Consider the following 19,592-nt stretch of genomic DNA (forward strand, 5'->3'; position numbering starts at 1 on the left):
GTGTAGTTTTTTCACTTCAGTGGTTAAACAGGGAGCGTAAATGACGTCAGAACAGCTCGGGCCGGCCATGGACCGCTGGGAAGCGGGAGATCTCGAAGGGGCCGCCGCGCTGTTCAGGGAGGTGGCCGCTACCGGGGACGCCCAGGCGTCGCACCTGCTGGCGTGCCTGCTGGAGGAGCAGGGCGACCTGGACGGCGCCGAGGCCGCGCACCGCGCGGTGATCCAGTCGGGCGACCCGGTGTACGGGCAGCGCTCGGCGATGGCCATGGGCATGATGCTGATCAACGCCAGGGAGTGGCCCGCGGCGCACCGGGTGCTGTCGATCGCGGCCGACGGGGCCGACTTCGAGGTGGCCGCGCTCGCCGAGACGGCGATGGTGCTGGTCTGCACCGAGCTGGGCGACGAGGCGGGCGCCGGCCAGGCGCTGGACCGGGCGCGCCGCTCCGGCAGCCCCGCGGTGGCCGAGCTCGCGGCCCGGCTGCGGCTGCCGGACTTCCCGCCGGCCGGCTCCGCCAGGGAGCTGTACGAGCAGGCGCGGGACGAGGACGACTACCGGGACCTGCTCACCGGCGGCGACCCCGAGGTGGTGTCGCTGTCGGCGTTCCGGCTCTACCGGCAGTACGCGGACGAGGAGCGGTTCGAGGAGGCCAGGGCCGTCTGCGAGCACGCCGTCGCCGCCGGTCACCCCGACCACCTGTCCATGGCGTACAAGCTGCTCGGCGCCGTCCTGGTGGACCTGGGCGAGTACGCCGAGTCGGTGGCCGCCTACGCCCGCGCCGCCGAGGACCCGCGGCCGGAGATGCGGCTGCCCGCGCTGCTGGAGCAGGCCAAGGTCATCGGCCATCTCGGCGACGAGGACCGGACCAAGGCGATCTTCCGCCGGGTGATCGCCAGCGGGCAGCGCGAGTACGCGCTGGAGGCGCAGGCCTGCCTGGCCCAGCTGCACACCGAGGCCGGCGAGGTGGCCGAGGCGCTGGACGCGCTGCGGGTCGTGCTCACGGCGGGGGAGAGCGAGTGGGCCTCGGTGTCGGTGACGCTCCTGGCCATGCTGCTCGAACGGCACGCGGAGGCGTACGAGGAGATCATGGAGCTGGTGTGCGCGGCCTCCCGGCACCCCGACCCCGACGCCGCCTTCAAGGCGGCGCTGCTGCTCGACCACGACGCGCGGCGGGAGCCGCTGTCGGACCCCGTCGAGGAGCAGGCGCTGCAGGACGCCGACGAAGGGCTGGCCCAGCTGCGCGCCGGAGACCTGGCTGAGGCCAGGCGGCTGCTGCGGCGGGCCGCCGACTCCGGCGCGGGCGCCCAGGCGGTGCGGGCCATGATGGCGCTCGCCGAGCTGGAGCTGGGCGAGGGCGACCGGGAGCAGGCGGACGAGCTGCTCACCTACGTCGCCGAGGGTGAGGACGTGCCGCAGGGCTTCACCGCGGCGTTCCTGCTGTGCCTGCTGGAGCGCTCCGGCGACGAGCCGCACCCGGTGTTGCGGGCGGTCGTCGCCCATCAGCGGCTGGGGCGGGAGGAAGGGCTGGCCCGCTACCGGGAGGCCATGGACGCCGCCGACCCTGGCGTGGCGGCCGTCGGGACCGCCGTGTTCGCGCAGGTGGCGGGCTCGCTCGGGCTCGACCTGTCGGAGGCGGCCGGGCTGCTGCGGCGGGCCGCCGGCTCCGGCGACCCGCTGGCGCTGTCGTACGCGGCGGTGATCGGCAGGGACGTGCTGCGGGAGCGGGACGAGGCCGCTGACCTGCTGCGCCGCGCCCGGCTCGGCGGGTATCCCGCGCTGGCTCCGTGGGTCGCGCACGCGCTCGCGGGCATGACCGACGAGCTGGCCCTGGCCCGTCAGGCGTACACCGAGGCCCTGTCGTCCGCGCACGAAGGGCTGCGGCGGGAGGCGGCGGCGGGGCTGGCGCGGGTGTACGAGGAGCAGGGCGACCTGCTCGCGGCCTGCCGCCTGCACGAGCGGGTCATCGCGCACGGCGGCCGGGACGCCGTCCGCGCCGCCTGGCTCCTGGGCCTCACCCGGGTGCGGCTGGACGACCTGGAGGGTGCACGGGCCGCCTTCGAACTGGTGCCGGACGGGGCGGGTGACCCCGCGTCCGGGGGTCGGGTCGCGTCCGAGGGCCAAACTGCGTCCGAGCTTCAGACTGCGTCCGAGATTCAGATTCCGTCCGAGAGTCGCTCCGCGTCCGGGGTTCAGGCGGCGTCCGAGAGTCGGTCCGTGTCCGAGAGTCGGTCCCCGTCCGGGGTTCGGTCCGCGCCGAGGGTTCACGCCGCGTCCGACACTCGGTCCGCGTCCGACACTCGGTCCGCGTCCGACAACCGGTCCGTGTCCGGCGTTCCGTCCGTGTCCGAGAGTCGGGTCGCGTCCGGGATGGTTTCGGAGGGGCGGGCGTCGTACGGGGAGCTGGGGTCGGACGCGGCTGGAGATCGGGCCGTCGGGTTCGAGGGGGCTGCTGCGTCTGGGGTGGTCTCGGACGGGCGGGACTCGTACGGGGAGTTCGGGCGGTACGGGAGGGCGCTGCTCGATCGGGAGTTCTCGGCGGCAGGGCGGGCGCTTGGCGGGATCGGCGGGGAGTTGCGAGGGCTCGCGGCGATGCTGGCGATGCAGAGCGCGCACGCGTGGCAGCGGCGTGGTGACCGGGAGGCGGCCGACAGTGCGCTGACGCTGGCGCTGGACTCCGGGCACGCCGAGGTCGTCCAGGAGGCGGCCTGCTATCTGGGGGCGCTCCGCCAGGAGTCCGGCGACCTGGCGGGGGCCGCCTCGGCATGGGAACTTGCCGCCGAAGGTGACGACGACAGGCTGGCCGCGATGGCGCTGCGCCACCTGGGCGCCGTGCGGCAGTCCGCCGGTCGCCACGACGACGCGGCCTCGGCGTACCGGCGAGCACTCGCCCTCGACCCCGCCGACCTCCGTGCGGCCACCCGCCTCGCGGACGCCCTGGTAGCCGCGGGCCGCCTGCCCGAGGCCCGCGCCCTCCTGTCGGCGCACTCCCCGCACGACGCCGCCCTCCACCTCGCGCGCTCCCTCCGCACCCACGGCCACCTCACCGAAGCCATCACCACCCTCCAAGCCGCCCGTGCCCGAGGCGCCCAGCCGGACACCCCACTGGGTGCAGCGTCCGGGGAGGTGGGCACCGCTCTCGGCGGTGAGGACCCCGCCCCTGGCGAGCACGCCGCCGCTGGTGAGGTGGGTTCGCCCCTGGACGCACCGTCCCTGGAGGTGCGCACTGCTGTCGGCGGTGAGAATCCCGCCCCTGGCGAGCACGCCGCCGCTGGTGAGGTGGGTTCGCCTCAGGGTGGGGTGGATGCAGCGTCCGGTGAGGGGCGCACTGTTCTCGGCGGTGAGTACCCCACCCCCGGCGAGCGGAAGGCGGGCTCATCTCTAGGTGCGGCGGATGCAGCGTCCCGGGAGGTGAGCACTGCTCTCGGGGGTGAGAATCTCACCCCCGGCGAGCGCGCCGCCATCGTCGGTGAGGGGCGCACCGTTCTCGGGGGTGAGGACCACGCCTTCGGTGAGCGCGCTGCCGTCGTTGGGGTGCTTGGGGGTGAGGGGGAGTTGTTGCTGGGGGAGTTGCTGGCTCAGGGTGGGGACTCTCGGGGGGCGTGGGAGGCGTTCGAGCGGGCCGCCGGGGGTGCGGACGAGAGGGCGGCGGCGGTGGCCAGGGCTCGGCTGGGGAGGGCGAGTGCGGAGGAGTTGCCGTGGGCGCTGGCCGCGCTGGGGGAGCGGGAGGCGGCGTTGACGGCGCTGGCCGGGGTCGCCGGGTCGGCGGAGATGGCGGAGCTGCTGCTGGCGCTGCATGAGGACGACGTCGCCGAGGTGCGGCACCTGCTGGTGGAGCGGTCGGCCGCGGAGTCGTACGACGAGGTGCTGGCGGCGGCGCGGGGGCTGGACGGGGAGGAGCCCGCGGAGGAGCTGTACCGGATGCTGGTGGAGCTCGGCGAGCCGAGGGTGTCCGCGCAGGCGAGGCTGGGGCTGGGCGGGGTGCTGGCCGAGCGGGGCGAGCACAGTCGCGCCGAGCTGTGCCTGCTGCCCGCCACCGGGGACGAGGACGCCGCCGCCCACGCCTGGGAGGGCATCGGCCGGGCCAGGCGCGCCAGAGGTGACCTGGACGGCGCCGCCGAGGCGCTGCACGCCGCCATGCCGGGCTCCGCCGTACAGCTCGCCGAGCTGCGGCGGGAACGCGGCGACGGGGAGGGGGCGCGTGCGGCGCTCGCCGCCGGGGTCGCGGCCGGTGACCTGGAGAGCCTGCGCCACCTGCTCGTGGTGCTGCTGGAGCAGCAGGCGTACGAGGAAGTCAGGGAGCAGGCGGAGCGCGCGGCCGGCACCGGCGACCAGGAGACCGTCACGATGGGCTATTGGGCGTGGGGCGAGGCCTGCCGGAGCGGCGGCGACCTGGCGGGCGCGGTGCTGATGCTGCGCAAGGCCGTCGAGGCCGGATACCGGCGCGCCGTGCCCGCCGTCCGCGGCGACCTGGCCAGGGCGCTGCGCGCGCTCGGCGACGCGGCGGGCGCCGCCGAGGAGGCCCGGCTGGCGATCGAGTCCGAGGACGCGGACGCGGCCGCGCAGGCGGCGCTCGACCTGGGCTGCTGGCTGCACGAGGACGGCGACCCGCTGGGCGCCGCCGACGCGTTCGCCGTCGCCGTGGACGCGGGCGGCGAGTCCGAGGCCGCCCGGCTGGCCGTCGGCAACCTGACCGTGCTGGCGCGGCAGGCGTGCGGGCGCGGCGAGCACCGGCTCGCCCTCCAGGTGCTGTCGCGGATGGGGGAGCACGCCGCCGCGGCCGGCCGGGAGATCGGCGAGGAGTGCGAGGACCCGGAGGCCGTGCGCGCCTACTACGCGCTGGCGGGCGACCCGTTCGCCGAGCTGGAGGCGGCCGCGCGGCTGGCCGCGCTGGGGGAGACCGGGCAGGCCAGGGAGGTCTACGAGCGGCTGAACGAGGCCGACGACCCCGAGGTGCGGTTCGTGGCCGGGAGCAGGCTGCTGGAGCTGCTCGACGCGCAGGGCGACGCCGACGCGTTCTACAGGCTGGCCGAACGGCGGGCGGGCGACGCGGACAGCCCGGCGCGGCCGGTGTTCGGCAGCCTGCTGGGCATGCTGCAGGAGCGGCAGGGCGACACCGAGACGTCGCTGCGCACGCTGCGGGAGGCGGCGGAGAGCGGCGAGCCGACGGCGCTGACCGTGTACGCGCAGGCCCTGGTCGCCGCCGGCAAGGAGGCCGAAGGGCGGGCGGCCTACCGGCGGGTGTTGGAGGCCGGCGACCCCGAGGCGGCGGCGCGGGCGATGGTGGCGCTCGGCAACACCTACCACGACGAGGACGAGGCGGCCGCCCGCGCCTGGTACGTGCAGGCGGTGCACGCCACCGAGGGGCACGTGAGCGCGCTCGGCGCGATGTACCTGGGCGCGCTGGCCAAGCGGCGGCGCGACTTCCCCGAGGCGCTCGGCTGGTACCAGCGGGTCATCGACGCCGGCGACCCCGAGGCGGGGATGGCCGCGGCGCACCTGGGCGAGCTGGCGTACTGGCTAGGCGACCGCGACGGGACCGTGCGGTACTACGAGCTGACCCTGACGCTGACGGACCGGCCGGAGCTGGTGGCCGAGGCCGCCTGCCGGCTCGGCGAGGTCCGCATGGCCGACGGCGACCCGGACGCCGCCCGCCGCCTGCTGGAGCGGGCCGTGGCGAGCGGCGACGAGACGTTCACGCTGGAGGCCAAGACCTTGCTCGCCAAACTCCCCTAAAAACCGACATTTCGCCGTACGAGAGGAAACTTGTGGTGAATAAAATGACCGTATAAGCTTATCTGGTCAAACATTGGGGGAACGGATGGCCAGACCAGGACGGCCGCCGCAGGACCCGGCCCGCCAGCTGGAGCGGGCGCACCGGATCCTCGACGCCGCCGCCGAGCTGATCCTGCGCTGGGGCTACGACAAGACGACCATCGAGGACGTGGCCCGCGCGGCGGGTGTCGCCAAGGGCACGATCTACCTGCACTGGAAGACCCGCGACGCGCTCTTCGTCGCGCTGCTCCGCCGGGACCGGGTGCTCATGGTGCGGCAGGTGCGCGCGGCGGCGCCCGGCACCCTGCCCGAGCTGATCGGCGCGCTGACCACGGCGCTGCTGCGCAGGCCGTTGACGCGGGCGGCCGTGGTCGGCGATTCCCAGATGCTCGGCAAGCTGACCCGGCAGAAGCTGGAGAGCGGCGGCGCCACCGAGGGCGCCGCCGCCTTCGACCGTTACCTGGACGAGCTGGCCGCGCTCGGCGCCGTCCGCTCCGACCTCGGCGCCGACGAAGGGCTCGCCCTGGTCACGGCGCTGCTGTTCGGGTTCCTGGTCCCGCAGGGGATGCGGCCTGAGGAGTGGCGGCTGCCGGACGAGCGCGTCGCCGAGCTGGTCGCCGACGCCGTCGGCCGGACGCTCGGCACCGGCGCGCCCCCGGATCCGGGCGTCGCCCGCGCCACCCGCGCCTGCCTCGACGCCATCGAGGAGATCGCCTGCCGCAAGCTCGCCGTCTCCCTCGGCGTCGCGACGCTTCCCGAGGAGAAGTGATGAAGAAGACCGTCCGCTGCGAGCTGACCGGCGCGGTCCTTCCCGAGCTGGAGAAGACCGCCCGCCGCGGGCTGACCGGCGCGGACCTTTCCGAGTCGAGGGAGGCGTGATGAAGGTCGTGATACCGCTCGACGCCGCGGGTGATCTCGCCACGGCCGGGGGCAAGGGCGCCTCGCTGGCGCGGCTGGCCGGGGCGGGGCTGCCGGTGCCCGGCGGGTTCGTCGTCACCACCGAGGCCTACCGCGCGTTCACCGCCGGCTTCCGGGACGAGATCCTCGAAGCGGCCGAGGCCGGCGACGCCGAGCGCATCGCCGGACTGTTCGCCGCCCGGGACGTGCCGGGCGACCTGGCCGCCGAGATCCTGGCCGCCTACGAGGCTGTCGGGGCCCCGGTGGCGGTGCGCTCGTCGGCCACCGCCGAGGACCTGCCGGACATGTCGTTCGCCGGCCAGCAGGACACGTACCTGAACGTCCGGGCCGACACGCTCCTCGACGCGGTCAGGCGCTGCTGGGCCTCGCTCTGGAACGCCCGCGCCATCGCCTACCGCGACCACAACCGGGTCCCGCACGCCGAGGTGGCGCTCGCCGTGGTGGTGCAGGAGCTGGTGGACGCCGACGCGGCGGGCGTGATGTTCACCGCCGACCCCGTCGCCGGGGCCCGGGACGAGACCGTGATCGACGCCGCCTGGGGTCTCGGCGAGGCGGTCGTCGGCGGCCAGGTCACCCCCGACACGGTGGTGGTCTCGCAGGGGCGGGTCACGCGCTCCCGTACCGGTGACAAGGCCGTCATGACCGTGCGCACCGAGGACGGCACCCGCGAGCGGCCCGTCCCCGCGGAGCTGCGCCGCGCGCCCGTGCTGGACGAGCGGCAGGCGGTCGAGCTCGCCGCGCTCGGCGCGCGCGTCGAGGAGTTGTACGGGACGCCGATGGACGTGGAGTGGGCCAGGCGCGACGGCGCGTTCGCCATCCTCCAGGCGCGCCCGATCACCGCGCTCGGGCAGCGCCACGAGGAGTGGAACGACGCGGCCGAGGGCGGCCACTTATGGAGCGGGGGCAACCTGGGGGAGGCCATCCCCGACGTGATGACGCCTGCCACCTGGTCGTTCGTGCGGCTCTTCATCCGCGAGGCCATGTACGCGTCCACGCTGCCCGGGTTCCGCCTGGTGGGCAACATCGGCGGCCGGTTCTACATGAACCTGAGCATCGCCTACTCCGTGGCCCACGCCTTCGGGCTTCAGTCCCGGCTCAGCGCGCTGGAGGAGGTGTTCGGCAAGGTCCCGGCCGGGCTGGACGTGCCGTTGCTCGACGTGTCCCGCTGGGAGCTGTTCAGGCGGGTCCTGCCGGTGGCCGTCGAGGTGCGCAGGCGGGTGCGCCGCAACCTCAAGGGCATGCGGGCGTTCCTGGCCGAGGCGCCGGAGCGCGCCGGCGAGCTGCGCGCCCGGATCGCCGCCGTCGATTCCGGGCCCGAGCTGGCGGAGCTGGGGGAGCGCGAGATCCTGCCGTACCTCGTCACCGCCTGCCGGATGCTGGAGGCCGCCGGGCGGCAGGGCGGCGCGGCGCTGGTGCTCACCCGCGTGCGGCTGCGCAAGCTGGCGGGCGAGGTGGACGCCGAGGCCATGCTCACCGGCGTGAACGCCGACGGCGAGCTGGCCAGCCTCGGCCTGCTCACCGGGCTCGGCAAGGTCGCCAGAGGCGAGATCACCCGCGAGGAGTTCGCCCGCCGCCACGGGCATCGGGGCCCGCACGAGTTCGAGATCTCGATGCCGCGGCCGGGCGAGGACCCGGCCTGGCTCGACGCCCAGCTCGCCGGGCTGCGCGACCTGCCCGAGGACACCGGGACGCTGCTGGAGCGCCAGCGCGAGGCGGCCGGCGCGGCGTGGGCCAGGTTCGCCCGGAGTCACCCGCGCAAGGTCGCCGGGATGCGGGAGAAGGTGCGGCGCTGGAACGCGGTGGTGCGCGACCGGGAGACCGCCCGCTCGGAGGTCGTCCGCGCGTTCTGGGTGGTGCGCGCGTACGTGCTGCGCGCCGGGGAGCTGACCGGGCGCGGCGACGAGCTGTTCTTCCTGGACCGGGAGGAGATCGCCGCGGTGCTGCGCGGCGACACCGGCCCGCTGGCCGAGGTGCCCTTGCGGCGCGCCACCTACGAGCGCTACGCCGCGCTGCCCGCCTACCCGGCGCTGATCGTCGGCCCGTTCGACCCGGTGCGCTGGGCAGCCGACCCCGACCGGCGCGCCGACCTGTTCGACGCGCGCGGCGGCGTCCCGCCCCAGGACACGGTCACCGGCTTCCCCGGCGCCCCCGGGGTGGTCGAGGGCGTGGCCCGGCTGATCGGCGGGCCGGAGGACGGCGACCGGCTCAGGCCGGGCGAGATCCTGGTGACGACGCTGACCAACGTGGGCTGGACGCCGCTGTTCCCGAGGGCGGCGGCGGTGGTGACGGACATGGGGGCGCCGCTGTCGCACGCCTCGATCGTGGCCAGGGAGCTGGGCATCCCCGCCGTGGTGGGCACGGGCAACGCCACGATGCGGCTGCGCGACGGCGACCGCGTCCGCGTGGACGGCGAGCGCGGCACCGTCGAGGTCCTGACCTGACGGCCCGGCCCGCCGCGTCGCGGGAGCGCTCCCGCGACGCGGCGGCCGATGCCCTTGCTGATAGTGCCTACGACGCCGGGGAGGCCGCCTCGGCGGGGAGCGCGTTGGCCGCCACCACGTCGTGGTACCAGCGGGCGCTGTCCTTCCAGGTGCGCTCCATGGTGTCGCGGTCCACGCGGACGATGCCGAAGCGCTTGCCGTACCCGTGGGCCCACTCGAAGTTGTCCATCAGCGACCACAGGAAGTAGCCGCGCACGTCCGCCCCGCCCTCGATCGCCTCGGCCACCGCCGTCAGGTGGCGGCGCAGGTAGTCGATCCGGTCGTCGTCGTGCACGCGGCCGTCGGCGGAGACCTCGTCGGGGAAGGCCGCGCCGTTCTCGGTGATCATGACGGGCAGCGACGGGTAGTCGCGGCGCAGCCGCAGCAGCAGCTCCGTCAGGCCGGTCTCGTCGATGTTCCAGCCCATCTCGGTGTACGGTCCGGGCTGCTGGACGAACTCGACGTCGGCGCAGTTGATCCACGGTGAGGCCGCGCCGTCCGCGTGCCCGTCGGCCGTGTCGCGGGCGCTGGTCCCGTCCCACTGCCGCACCAGGATCGGGTTGTAGTAGTTGACGCCCAGCACCTCGATCGGCGCGGCGGCGGTCGCCTCGTCGCCGTCCTTGACGAACGACCAGTCGGTGACCGAGGCGGTGTCGTCGATGAGGTCGCGCGGGTAGGCGCCGTCCAGCATCGGGCCGAGGAAGGCCCGGTTGGCCAGCGCGTCCACCCGGCGCACCGCCTCCGCGTCCTGCTCGGAGACGCCGCGCGCGTGGTGCAGGTTGAGCGTGACCGACACCTGGGCGGCAGGGTCGACCACCTCGCGCAGCGCGCGGGCGGCCAGCCCGTGGCCCAGGTTCAGGTGGTGCACGGCGGCCAGCGCCGCGGCCGGATCGGTGCGGCCGGGGGCATGCACGCCGGAGCCGTAGCCGAGGTAGGCCGAGCACCACGGCTCGTTGAGCGTGATCCAGGTGCGCACGCCGTCGCCGAGCGCCTCGCCCGTCTGCCGGGCGTACTCGGCGAACCGGTACGCGGTGTCGCGGTTCGGCCAGCCGCCCGCGTCCTCCAGCTCCTGCGGCAGGTCCCAGTGGTACAGGGTGGCCACCGGGGCGATGTTCCTGGTCAGCAGTCCGTCGACCAGCCGCCGGTAGAAGTCCAGCCCGGCCTGGTTGACCCGGTCGCCGCCGCCGGGCAGCACGCGCGGCCAGGAGATGGAGAAGCGGTAGGCGCCGACGCCCAGCGCCGCGAGGAGGTCCAGGTCCTCCTCCAGCCGGTGGTAGTGGTCGCACGCCAGGTCGCCGGTGTCGCCGCCGGTCACCAGGCCGGGCGTGTGGGAAAAGGTGTCCCAGATCGACGGCCCGCGGCCGTCCTCGTTCCAGGCGCCCTCGACCTGGTAGGCGGCCGTGGCCGTGCCCCACAGGAAGTCGTCGGGGAAGGTTGTCATCGGGGAGTCACTCCTCAGTGTTCGATGCTTCGTGCTCCGGGCTCTGCAGGGCGACGGCCTCCCGGGGGGCCAGGGTGACCGCGCCGTCCACGACGGCTCCGGTCAGCAGGTCCCGCGCTGGGCCGGGGATCGGCACGCGGGCGGTTCCGTCGCCGTGGTTGAGGAGGAAGATCGCGGGGCCGCGCCGGACCGCCTCGACGCCGGGCGGCGGCGGGCCGGGCAGCGCGCCGGTGACGCCCGCGTCGGCGAGCAGGCGCCCGGCCAGCGTGGCGAGCGCGTCGTGCTCGGGCCGCGTGGCCACGTACCACGCGGTGCCCGCGCCGCAGGGGTGCCGCAGCACCGCCGGATCCCCGCTCCCGGCGAAGACGGCGACCGCTTCGGCGCCCTCGGCCCGTACCAGCTCGGTCCAGAGGCGCGCGGTGAACGCGCCGCCGTCCGTCCACGCGCAGGGCACCGCCCGGTCCTCCGGCACGGGCAGCCACTCCTCGCCGGACAGGCCCAGCACCTCACGCAGCGGCGCGGGGAACCGTCCCCGGTGGACGCGCGCGTCCCGGTCGGCGACCCCGGAGAAGGGGCCGACCGCGAGCGTGCCGCCGCCGCGCACGTACGAGGTCAGCGACGCCGCGTCGTCCTCGCCGAGCAGGAACAGGCTGGGGGCCACCACCAGCGCGTAGCCGGACAGGTCGGCCGAGGGCGGGGCGAGGTCCACGCTCACCCCGCGCTCCCAGAACGGCCGGTAGTAGCGGAACAGCTCCTCCACCGGGTCGAGCCGGTCGCTGGGCAGGCCGCGCTCGGTCGCCGCCCACCAGCTCGGCCAGTCGAACACCAGCGCCACCCGCGCGGGCACCCGCGTGCCCGCCACCCCGGCGAGCGCGCGCAGCTCCGCGCCGTGCGCGCGAACCTCGCGATGCAGCCGCGTGTCCGGCCCGGCGTGCGGGACCATCGCCGAATGGAAGCGCTCGGAGCCGGAGCGGGAGGCCCGCCACTGGAAATAGCAGAGCCCGTCCGCGCCCCGCGCCACGGCCTGGAAGGACTCCAGCCGCAGCTGCCCGGGTGGTTTGGGCAGGTTGTGCGGCCGCCAGTTCACGGCGGAGACCGCCTGCTCCATGAGCATCCACGGCCCGCCGGCGAGCGAGCGCATCAGGTCGTGCGTGAGCGCGGCCCGCACGTGGGACAGCGGGTCGGCCGGGTCCGGGTACCAGTCGTCGGAGACGACGTCCTCCTCGGGCGCCCACGACCAGTAGTCGACGAGGTTGAAGAACCCCATGAAGTTCGTGGTGACCGGGATGTCCGGGGTGTGGGCGCGCAGCACGTCGCGCTCGGCCCTGAAATGCGCGAGCAGCGCGTCGGAGCAGAACCGCCGGAAGTCGAGCCGCTGCGCCGGGTTGACCAGGTAAGGAGCGCGCCGGGGCGGCAGCACCTCCTCCCAGGCGCTGTAACGCTGGCTCCAGAAGGCCGTGCCCCACGCGTCGTTCAGCGCGCCGAGGTCGCCGTGCCGCTCCCGTAACCAGGCACGGAACGCCCCGGCGGTGGTGTCGCAGTGGCACACCTGCCCGTACTCGTTGCCCACGTGCCACATGGCCAGCGCCGGATGCCCGGCGTAGCGGCCGGCCAGGTCCTCCACCAGGGCCAGCGCCCGTTCCCGGTAGACCGGCGAGGACGGGCAGAACTGGTTGCGCGAGCCGTACCAGAGCCGGTGCCCCGACTCGTCCACCGGCAGCGTCTCCGGCCACCGGTGCCCCAGCCAGGGCGGCGGCGAGGCGGTGGGCGTGGCCAGGTCCACCGCGACGCCCGCGCCGGCGAGCAGGTCGAGCACCCGGTCCAGCCAGCCGAAGTCCCTGACGCCCGGCTCCGGCTCGATCCGCGCCCAGCTGAACACGCCGACCGTGACCAGGTTGACCCCGGCCTCCCGCATCAGCCGGACGTCCTCGGCCCAGACCTCCTCCGGCCACTGCTCGGGGTTGTAGTCGCCGCCGAACAGCAGCCCGTGCCGCCGGGTCAGGTCGCGCAGGCCGGGGCTCACCGCGCGGCCCCGCTCCCGCGCGGCGGCGCCGAGCTGTCGCCGATCACCAGCCGGCACGGCACCAGGCGCTGCGCCGGCGGCGAGCCGGGGGACTCCAGCCGGTCGATGAGCATGCGGGCGCCCAGCCTGCCCAGCTCGGCCCCGGGCGGCTCCAGCGTGGTCAGCCGGGGCCGGAACATCTCCGCCACCCGGGCCGAGGCGCTGGCCAGCAGGAGCGACAGGTCACCGGGGACGCGCCAGCCGCGCTCCTCGACCGCCTGGAGCACGCCGACCGCCGCCTGGTCGCTCATCGCGGCCACCGCCGTCACCTCGGGGTGCTCGGCCATCAGCCGCTCGAAGGCGAGCCGGCCCTCGCCGGCCGTGCCGGCGCGCACGTCGCCCGCGTACCACAGACCTGCCTCGCGCGCCGCGGCCGCGAACTCCTCGCCGGCCCGGACCGCGGGCCCGTACTCGGGGGAGTAGACGCCGGTGGAGTGGTTGAGCAAGGCGATGGCCTGGTGGCCCAGCCCGGCCAGGTGCGCTCGTCGGCGAGCCGCACCTCCATCAGATCTAGCGAGGGGACTGCCGGGTTCACCCGGCAGGGGAATCGCTTCCCTGTTATAGTTTCTTTGTTCGAAACGGGCAGGGCTTGTCCGTCGCCTACCTCAGCAGGGGAAAGCGAGAAGCCGCTTCCTTCAGGAAGTGGAGGAGTCACCCCGGTCAGGTAGCGCAGCTCCTCGACCGAATCGGCGCTCTCGGGCGACAGCAGCAGGTGGTAGCCCAGCTCGGCGGCTCCGGTCGCGAACTGCATCTCGGTCAGCCCGAACCCGCTGCCGGGCGGGGGAACAGCAGCGCCAGGATGCGGGTCCGCTTGGACACCAGGCCGCGGGCCAGCAGGTTGGGCCGGTAGCCCAGCTCGGCCGCGGCCCGCTCGATGCGGCGCTTGGTCTCCGCCTTCACCGGACGGGTCCCGTTGAGCGCGGCGGAGACCGTGCTGACGGCCACCTGGGCGCGCTCGGCCACGTCGCGCAACGAGGTCATGCCCCTCCGGTTCCTGCCAGGACGCGGATCGAAACGTTTCGCAAAACGTATGGGGCGGTTTGTCGGGATGTCAACGGGCGGGAGCTCAGGGCTCTATGAGACCCGCTCTTATCGCGTACCTGGTCAGCTCCAGCCGGTCGCGCATGCCAAGTTTGGCCAGCACGTTGGCGCGGTGCCGGTCGACCGTCTTTATGCTGATCACCAGCATGTCCGCTATCGCTTTGGACGAGTGGCCCTCGGCTATGAGCTTGACGATCTCCTCCTCGCGCGGCGTGAGCAGGCTCCCCGGCAGCTCCTCGCCCCGGGTGTCGCGCTGCAGGAAGTCGCGGATGAGCGCGGTCACCGCGCCCGGGTAGAGAAAGGGCTCGCCGCGCATCGCCGCGCGGCACGCCTCCAACAGGTCGCGGTCGGCCACCGACTTGAGCACGTAGCCGGACGCCCCGGCCTTCAGCGACTCGAACAGGTACTGCTCGTTGTCGTACATGGACAGCATCAGCAGGCGCACCTCGGGGGCGCGCCGGGAGATCTCGCGCGCCGCCTGGATGCCGGTCATGCGCGGCATGGCGATGTCGAGGATGGCCAGGTCGACTCCCTCGCCGGCCAGCTCGACGGCCTCCGCGCCGTTGCCGGCCTCGGCGACCACGACGAGGTCGGGCTCGGCGTCCAGGATCATCCGCAGCCCACGCCGCACGAGGGCGTGGTCGTCGGCGAGCAGGATGCGGGTCCGTTCCAACCTGATCAGTTCCTTTCCGGCCGGACCGGTATGGCCAGCCGCACGGTCGTTCCGCCCCCCGGTGGGCTGGTGATGGTCAAGCGGGCGCCGATCAGCAGCGCGCGCTCACGCATGCCGCGTACGCCCGTGCCCTCGGTCATCGGGCCGCCCCGGCCGTTGTCGGCGATCTTCAGCACCACGCCGTCGGGCTGGCGGCAGAGCGAGAGCTCGACCTTGGTCGCCCTGGCGTGCCTGGCCACGTTGGTCAGCCCCTCCTGCGCGATGCGGTAGACCACCAGCTCGGCCTCCTCGCCCAGCTCCGGCAGGTGCGACTCCAGGCGGCGGGTGACGTGGGCGTCGGACATCTCGCCGAAGTCGGCGGCCAGCGCGTTCAGCGAGGCGATCAGCCCCAGGTCCTCCAGCATCCCCGGGCGCAGCCGCCTGGCCACCTGGCGCACCTCGTCCAGGCTGCCCCGTACCGTCTCCTGGATGTTGTGCAGCTCCTCGCGCAGCTCCTCCGGCGCGAGGTCGACGGCGCGCTTGAGGCCGAGCAGCACCACCGTCAGGCTCTGGCCGATCTCGTCGTGCAGCTCGCGCGCGATGCGCTGCCGCTCGCCCTCCTGGGCGGCCAGCGCGTGCGCGGCGGCGGTGCTGCGCTCGGCCTCCAGCCGGTCCAGCATCGCGTTGAAGGTCGCCACCACGTCGGTCAGGTCGCCGTTGCCGCTCTCGGCGAGCCGGTCGCGGGAGCGCAGCAGGTCGACCCGCTGCATGAGCGCGGTGAGCGCCACCAGCGGGGCCAGGCTGCGGCGCAGCAGCACCGCGTTGGCGCTCAGCATCAGCGCCAGGCCGATCGTCAGCACCGGGATCTCGGTGAGCAGCACCGGCGCGGACACCGTGGCGGGTGACACCGCCAGGACCAGCGTGCCGACCGTGAACACCAGGCCGTTGATCACGATGAGCCGCCGGAACAGCGCCTGCGCAGGTGAGCGGGCGGATACCGGACGTCGCTCTTTCATATCCTCAGAGTCGCCGCCGGACGGCGTGCGTGTCCATCCGTAGCAGCACCCATCTCCTTGTGCGTGCCTACATGGTTTCCCCCACCGGAGATGGGTGTCAGACCCGATGGCGTGGTTACCGGTCCGTTACCGAAACTGGAAACCATGAGACATCCCGCCATATCTGCACCGTATCTGTTGCCCGTTTGCCGTCCGGCTCGCACCGGCCCGCCGGGGCACGCCCGATGAGCGGTGTCATCGCCCTGACCGTCTTCGTGGTGGCGTACTACTTCATCGCCACCGAGAAGGTGAACAAGGTCAAGGTGGTGCTCGTGGCCGCCGGCATCATGGCGGTGCTCGGGCTGATCCCCGGCGCGGAAGTCTTCTACTCCGAGCACGAGGGCATCGACTGGAACGTCATCTTCCTGCTGCTCGGCATGATGATCATCGTGGGGATCATCAAACAGACGGGACTTTTCGACTTCCTGGCCATCTGGGCCGCGAAGAAGTCGCAGGGGAAGCCCTACCGGCTGATGGTGATGCTCATGGCCATCACCGCGATCGCCTCCCCCTTCCTTGACAACGTCACCACGATCATGCTGGTCGTGCCGGTGACGTTGATGGTGTGTGAACGTCTTGACATCCCAGCCCAGCCCTACATCATCGCCGAGGTGCTCGCCTCCAACATCGGCGGCGCGGCCACCCTCATCGGCGACCCGCCGAACATCATCATCGGCAGCCGCGCGGGCCTGACCTTCAACGACTTCCTCGTGCACATGTCGCCCATCGTCGTGGTGGTCTTCGTGGCCTTCCTGCTGCTGACGCGGGTGATGTTCAGGAAGTCGTTCCAGTACAACCCCGACCGGGTCGCCGAAGTGATGAAGCTGCAGGAGAAGCGGGCCATCACGGACCCGAAGCTCCTGGTCCGGTGCATGATCGTACTCGCCCTGGTGATCGTCGGGTTCGGGCTGCACGCCATCGTGCACGTCGAGCCGTCCATCGTGGCGCTGGTCGGCGCGGGCGTGATGATGCTGGTGGCGCGGGCCGAGACGTCCGAGGTCATGGCCGAGGTCGAGTGGCCGACGCTGGTCTTCTTCATCGGACTGTTCGTCATGGTCGCCGGGCTCGTGCACACCGGGGTCATCGAGACCATCGGCGTCTGGGCGGTCGAGGCCGTCGGCGACAACTTCTTCGGCGCGGCGACCGCGCTGGTCTGGGGTTCGGCGATCCTCGGCGCGTTCTTCGACAACATCCCCTATGTGGCCACCATGGCACCTATCGTGGAAGGGCTGGTCGCGCAGGCTCCCGATCCTGACACCGGGCAGGCGTTGTGGTGGGCGTTCGCGCTGGGCGCGGACTTCGGCGGCAACGGCACCGCGGTGGCGGCCAGCGCGAACGTGGTCGCCATCGGCCTGGCTGCCCGCTCCGGCCACAAGATCACGTTCTGGCAGTTCACCAAGTACGGCATCCTCGTCACGGCGATCAGCACAGCAATGGCCTGGCTCTACGTCTGGCTGCGCTATTTCGTCTGAGTGAGGAGGGGCGACGATGACGTTGCCGCAGCTGTACGTGGTGTTGCTGGTGGGCGGCCTGGTGCTGCTCGCCAGCATCGCCGCGGCGCGCACCGCAGCCCGCCTCGGCCTGCCCAGCCTTCTGCTGTTCCTCGGGCTGGGCGTCCTGGTCGGGGAGGACGTGCTGGGCATCCCCTTCAACGACGCCCAGCTCGCCCAGACCCTGGGAACGACGGCGCTGGCCGTCATCCTGGTCGAGGGCGGGCTGAGCACCCGGTGGGCCGACGTCCGCCGGCTGCTCGCCCCCTCGGCCCTGCTGGCCACCGCCGGCGTGGTCATCAGCGTGCTCGTGACCGCCACGGGCGCGCACTACCTGCTGGGCATGGACTGGCAGCTCGCGCTGCTGCTCGGCGCCATCGTGTCGTCCACCGACGCGGCGGCGGTCTTCGCCGTGCTGCGGTCGCTGCCGCTGCCGCGCAAGCTGGCCAGCATGGTCGAGGCCGAGTCCGGCTTCAACGACGCGCCCACCGTGATCCTGGTGCTGGTCTTCAGCGCCTCCGGTGGCCTGCCCGGCCCGTTCGCCATCGGCGGGCAGATGGTCTACCAGATCGCCACGGGCGCGCTCATCGGTCTGGGCGTGGCCCTGGTCGGCGTGGTGACGCTGCGCTACGTGGCGCTGCCCGCCACCGGGCTGTACCCGCTGGCCTCCTTCGGTTTCGGCATCTGCGCCTTCGCCGCGGCGGGCGCGGCCAACGCCTCCGGCATCATCGCCGCCTACTTGTCGGGGATCGTGCTCGGCAACGCCGTGCTGCCGCACCGGGCCGCCACCCGGTCCTTCGCCGAGGGCGCGGGCTGGCTCGCGCAGATCGGGCTGTTCGTCATGCTCGGCCTGCTGGTCGATCCGAGCGAGCTGCTCGACGCGCTGCTGCCGGCGCTCGTCATCGGCGCCTTCCTGCTGCTGGTGGCCCGGCCGGTCTCGGTGCTCCTGTGCCTGGTGCCGTTCCGGGTGCCCTGGCGTGAGCAGGCGTTCATCTCCTGGGCGGGGCTGCGCGGGGCGGTGCCGATCGTGCTGACGACGTTCCCGATCGTGGCCCAGGTGCCCGGCGCGCTCGACCTGCTGCACATCGTCTTCGTGCTGGTCGTGGTGTTCACCTTGATCCAGGGGCCCGGCCTGCTCGGGATCACCCGCCTGCTCGGCCTGGTCAGGCCCGAGGAGGCCCGGGAGGTGGACATCGAGTCGGCGCCGCTCGACGTGCTCGACGCCGAGCTGCTCACGGTCTCCGTCCCCGAAGGATCGATGCTGCACGGGGTGGAGGTGTCGGAGCTGCGTCTGCCCCGTCCGGCGGTCATCAGCCTGGTCATCCGCGGCAGCTCCGCGCTCGTGCCCCTTCCAGAGTCCCGGCTGTACGAGGGCGACCAGCTGCTGATCGTCGCCACCTCCCGCACCCGCGACGAGGTCGAGCGGCGCCTGCGAGCCGTCGGCCGCCGCGGCCGGCTGGCCCGCTGGCACGGCGAGAGCGGCGATCCGGACCCCAGACCCGACCGACCCCACAAGAACAACGGAGGCAGAGGGAGATGGAGATCACACCGGCGACGGTCCCCGGAACCGGCCACATTTACCAGATCAGAACCAGAAGAGGTGACCGGCTCGCCTTCATCGATTACCACGACGGCCGACGCGCGCTGACCTTTTACGGCGAGGACGACTCCGACGACGTCGGCCGCACGGCCGAGCTGGAGCCCGACGAAGCCGACCGGCTCGCCGAGCTGCTGCACAGCCGGTCGCTCGACGACCGGCTGGCCGCGATCGAGCGCCGCCTGGCGGAGCTGACCGCCGGCCGCTGACGGCGGCCGGTCCGGCCGGGAGGGCCCGGGTCAGGCGGGCCATCCCGGCCGCGCATCCGCTGCGCGGCCGGTCACGCAGACCGGCGCGTGGCAGGTTTCAGCGGATGCGTCCCGCGCCCGCACCGGCGGGAACCAGGGCGCGCAGCGCCCGCGGCGGGTGGACGCGGGTGTACAGGGCCGGCGTCCAGCCGGCGTCACCGCCGAGGCTCGCGCCGGCGGCGGCGTTGTGGGCGGCGACCAGGTCGACCGGCCGGCCGTCGACCAGGTTGTCCTTCGCGGTGATGGCGGCGCCCTTGAACACGGTCAGCACCTTCTCGGCGGCGATGCCGTCGAACGCGTTGGCGTTCGCGTACACCTGCGACTGGAAGCCGACGCCGATGCTGTACACGTACGGGCCGCCACCCGTGAAGTAGTTGTTGTAGACGTGCACCTGGCCGAAGCGCACCCGCGGGGTCCGCTGGCCGAGCCCTTCGAAGTAGTTGTGGTGCACGGTCACCTTCAGCTTGTCCGCCTCCTGGTACGAAGCGGGGTTGTCGGTGTTGCCGATCAGCGTCACCTTGTCGTGGTCGCTCAGGTGGTTCCACGACAGGGTCACGTAGTTCGAGCCGCGCACCACGTCGAGCAGCCCGTCGTGCACCTGGTACGGCCGGCCGAAGTACAGCGGCTGGTTCGCGTCCGGGTTGTCGCCGTCGTTCAGCGTGTTGTGGTCCAGCCACACGTGGGTCGAGCCGGAGATCTCGACGTTGTCGAAGGAGGCGTTCCAGTTGCCCTCCTCGCCGTCCGTCGGGTCCCACTGCGGGAAGCAGTCGGCCGTGTCGCTGATCGTGAGGTTGCGCACGATCACGTTGTCGGCGTTCCTGATCCGCAGGCCGAAGCT

13 protein-coding genes are annotated in these 19,592 nt (G+C 73.4%); 6 read left to right on the plus strand and 7 right to left on the minus strand.

Features of this window, described 5'->3' with window-relative positions:
* Nucleotides 1–40 precede the first annotated feature (40 nt).
* From ABD999_RS15185 to ABD999_RS15195, 3 genes are all read left to right on the plus strand, one after another.
* On the plus strand, nucleotides 41–5,731 hold the full coding sequence (locus ABD999_RS15185) for a tetratricopeptide repeat protein (protein ID WP_345482753.1): 5,691 nt from the start codon (nucleotides 41–43) through the stop codon (nucleotides 5,729–5,731).
* Between the two features lie 85 nt (nucleotides 5,732–5,816).
* Nucleotides 5,817–6,539 carry a TetR/AcrR family transcriptional regulator gene (locus tag ABD999_RS15190; protein WP_345482754.1) on the plus strand — a complete coding sequence of 241 codons (723 nt, stop codon included), beginning with the start codon at nucleotides 5,817–5,819 and terminating at the stop codon, nucleotides 6,537–6,539.
* A gap of 109 nt (nucleotides 6,540–6,648) precedes the next feature.
* Complete coding sequence (locus ABD999_RS15195) at nucleotides 6,649–9,129, plus strand: PEP/pyruvate-binding domain-containing protein (RefSeq protein ID WP_345482755.1); 2,481 nt, start codon at nucleotides 6,649–6,651, stop codon at nucleotides 9,127–9,129.
* Between the two features lie 67 nt (nucleotides 9,130–9,196).
* Here the strand turns inward: ABD999_RS15195 and ABD999_RS15200 are convergent, their stop codons facing one another.
* The 6 genes from ABD999_RS15200 to ABD999_RS15225 all read right to left on the minus strand — a co-directional run bounded on the left by ABD999_RS15200 (nucleotide 9,197) and on the right by ABD999_RS15225 (nucleotide 15,380).
* Nucleotides 9,197–10,609 (minus strand): GH1 family beta-glucosidase, encoded by a 1,413-nt coding sequence (locus tag ABD999_RS15200; RefSeq protein ID WP_148033322.1) that lies wholly within the window; start codon nucleotides 10,607–10,609, stop codon nucleotides 9,197–9,199.
* Between the two features lie 7 nt (nucleotides 10,610–10,616).
* Nucleotides 10,617–12,689 carry a beta-galactosidase gene (locus tag ABD999_RS15205; protein ID WP_271276933.1) on the minus strand — a complete coding sequence of 691 codons (2,073 nt, stop codon included), beginning with the start codon at nucleotides 12,687–12,689 and terminating at the stop codon, nucleotides 10,617–10,619.
* On the minus strand, nucleotides 12,629–13,117 hold the full coding sequence (locus ABD999_RS15210; RefSeq protein ID WP_271276934.1) for a substrate-binding domain-containing protein: 489 nt from the start codon (nucleotides 13,115–13,117) through the stop codon (nucleotides 12,629–12,631). Before ABD999_RS15210 ends, ABD999_RS15205 begins: the two co-directional genes overlap by 61 nt.
* A 310-nt stretch (nucleotides 13,118–13,427) precedes the next feature.
* Nucleotides 13,428–13,652, minus strand: coding sequence for a LacI family DNA-binding transcriptional regulator (locus tag ABD999_RS15215; RefSeq protein ID WP_271276935.1), 225 nt, complete (start codon nucleotides 13,650–13,652; stop codon nucleotides 13,428–13,430).
* Between the two features lie 85 nt (nucleotides 13,653–13,737).
* Complete coding sequence (locus ABD999_RS15220; protein ID WP_246640777.1) at nucleotides 13,738–14,385, minus strand: response regulator; 648 nt, start codon at nucleotides 14,383–14,385, stop codon at nucleotides 13,738–13,740.
* Between the two features lie 5 nt (nucleotides 14,386–14,390).
* Nucleotides 14,391–15,380: a HAMP domain-containing sensor histidine kinase gene (locus ABD999_RS15225; protein ID WP_271276936.1), complete on the minus strand. Its 990-nt coding sequence runs from the start codon at nucleotides 15,378–15,380 to the stop codon at nucleotides 14,391–14,393.
* Between the two features lie 224 nt (nucleotides 15,381–15,604).
* Between ABD999_RS15225 and ABD999_RS15230 the strand changes: the two genes are divergently transcribed.
* Genes ABD999_RS15230 through ABD999_RS15240 form a run of 3 tightly spaced genes read left to right on the plus strand, consistent with a single transcriptional unit; the run spans nucleotide 15,605 to nucleotide 18,715 of the window.
* Nucleotides 15,605–16,891: an ArsB/NhaD family transporter gene (locus tag ABD999_RS15230; RefSeq protein ID WP_219548507.1), complete on the plus strand. Its 1,287-nt coding sequence runs from the start codon at nucleotides 15,605–15,607 to the stop codon at nucleotides 16,889–16,891.
* Nucleotides 16,892–16,907: 16 nt separating this feature from the next.
* Complete coding sequence (locus ABD999_RS15235; RefSeq protein WP_271276937.1) at nucleotides 16,908–18,557, plus strand: potassium/proton antiporter; 1,650 nt, start codon at nucleotides 16,908–16,910, stop codon at nucleotides 18,555–18,557.
* A complete protein-coding gene (locus ABD999_RS15240; protein WP_148033315.1) occupies nucleotides 18,446–18,715 on the plus strand; it encodes a cation:proton antiporter regulatory subunit in 270 nt (89 codons plus the stop codon). The genes ABD999_RS15235 and ABD999_RS15240 overlap by 112 nt, the downstream gene beginning before the upstream one ends.
* Nucleotides 18,716–18,812: 97 nt before the next feature.
* Here ABD999_RS15240 and ABD999_RS15245 read toward each other — a convergent pair whose 3' ends face one another.
* Nucleotides 18,813–19,559: a pectate lyase family protein gene (locus ABD999_RS15245; RefSeq protein ID WP_465264103.1), complete on the minus strand. Its 747-nt coding sequence runs from the start codon at nucleotides 19,557–19,559 to the stop codon at nucleotides 18,813–18,815.
* Nucleotides 19,560–19,592: the final 33 nt, after the last annotated feature.

It is taken from the genome of Nonomuraea ferruginea, assembly GCF_039540635.1.
In the GTDB taxonomy this organism is placed as follows: domain Bacteria; phylum Actinomycetota; class Actinomycetes; order Streptosporangiales; family Streptosporangiaceae; genus Nonomuraea; species Nonomuraea ferruginea.

What these genes read in the sequence shown, in the direction of transcription:
- ABD999_RS15185 (WP_345482753.1), top strand. Translation starts at nt 41, where the DNA reads ATGACGTCAGAACAGCTCGGGCCGGCCATGGACCGCTGGGAAGCGGGA.
- ABD999_RS15190 (WP_345482754.1), top strand. Translation starts at nt 5,817, where the DNA reads ATGGCCAGACCAGGACGGCCGCCGCAGGACCCGGCCCGCCAGCTGGAG.
- ABD999_RS15195 (WP_345482755.1), top strand. Translation starts at nt 6,649, where the DNA reads ATGAAGGTCGTGATACCGCTCGACGCCGCGGGTGATCTCGCCACGGCC.
- ABD999_RS15200 (WP_148033322.1), bottom strand. Translation starts at nt 10,609, where the DNA reads ATGACAACCTTCCCCGACGACTTCCTGTGGGGCACGGCCACGGCCGCC.
- ABD999_RS15215 (WP_271276935.1), bottom strand. Translation starts at nt 13,652, where the DNA reads ATGACCTCGTTGCGCGACGTGGCCGAGCGCGCCCAGGTGGCCGTCAGC.
- ABD999_RS15225 (WP_271276936.1), bottom strand. Translation starts at nt 15,380, where the DNA reads ATGAAAGAGCGACGTCCGGTATCCGCCCGCTCACCTGCGCAGGCGCTG.
- ABD999_RS15230 (WP_219548507.1), top strand. Translation starts at nt 15,605, where the DNA reads ATGAGCGGTGTCATCGCCCTGACCGTCTTCGTGGTGGCGTACTACTTC.
- ABD999_RS15235 (WP_271276937.1), top strand. Translation starts at nt 16,908, where the DNA reads ATGACGTTGCCGCAGCTGTACGTGGTGTTGCTGGTGGGCGGCCTGGTG.
- ABD999_RS15240 (WP_148033315.1), top strand. Translation starts at nt 18,446, where the DNA reads ATGGAGATCACACCGGCGACGGTCCCCGGAACCGGCCACATTTACCAG.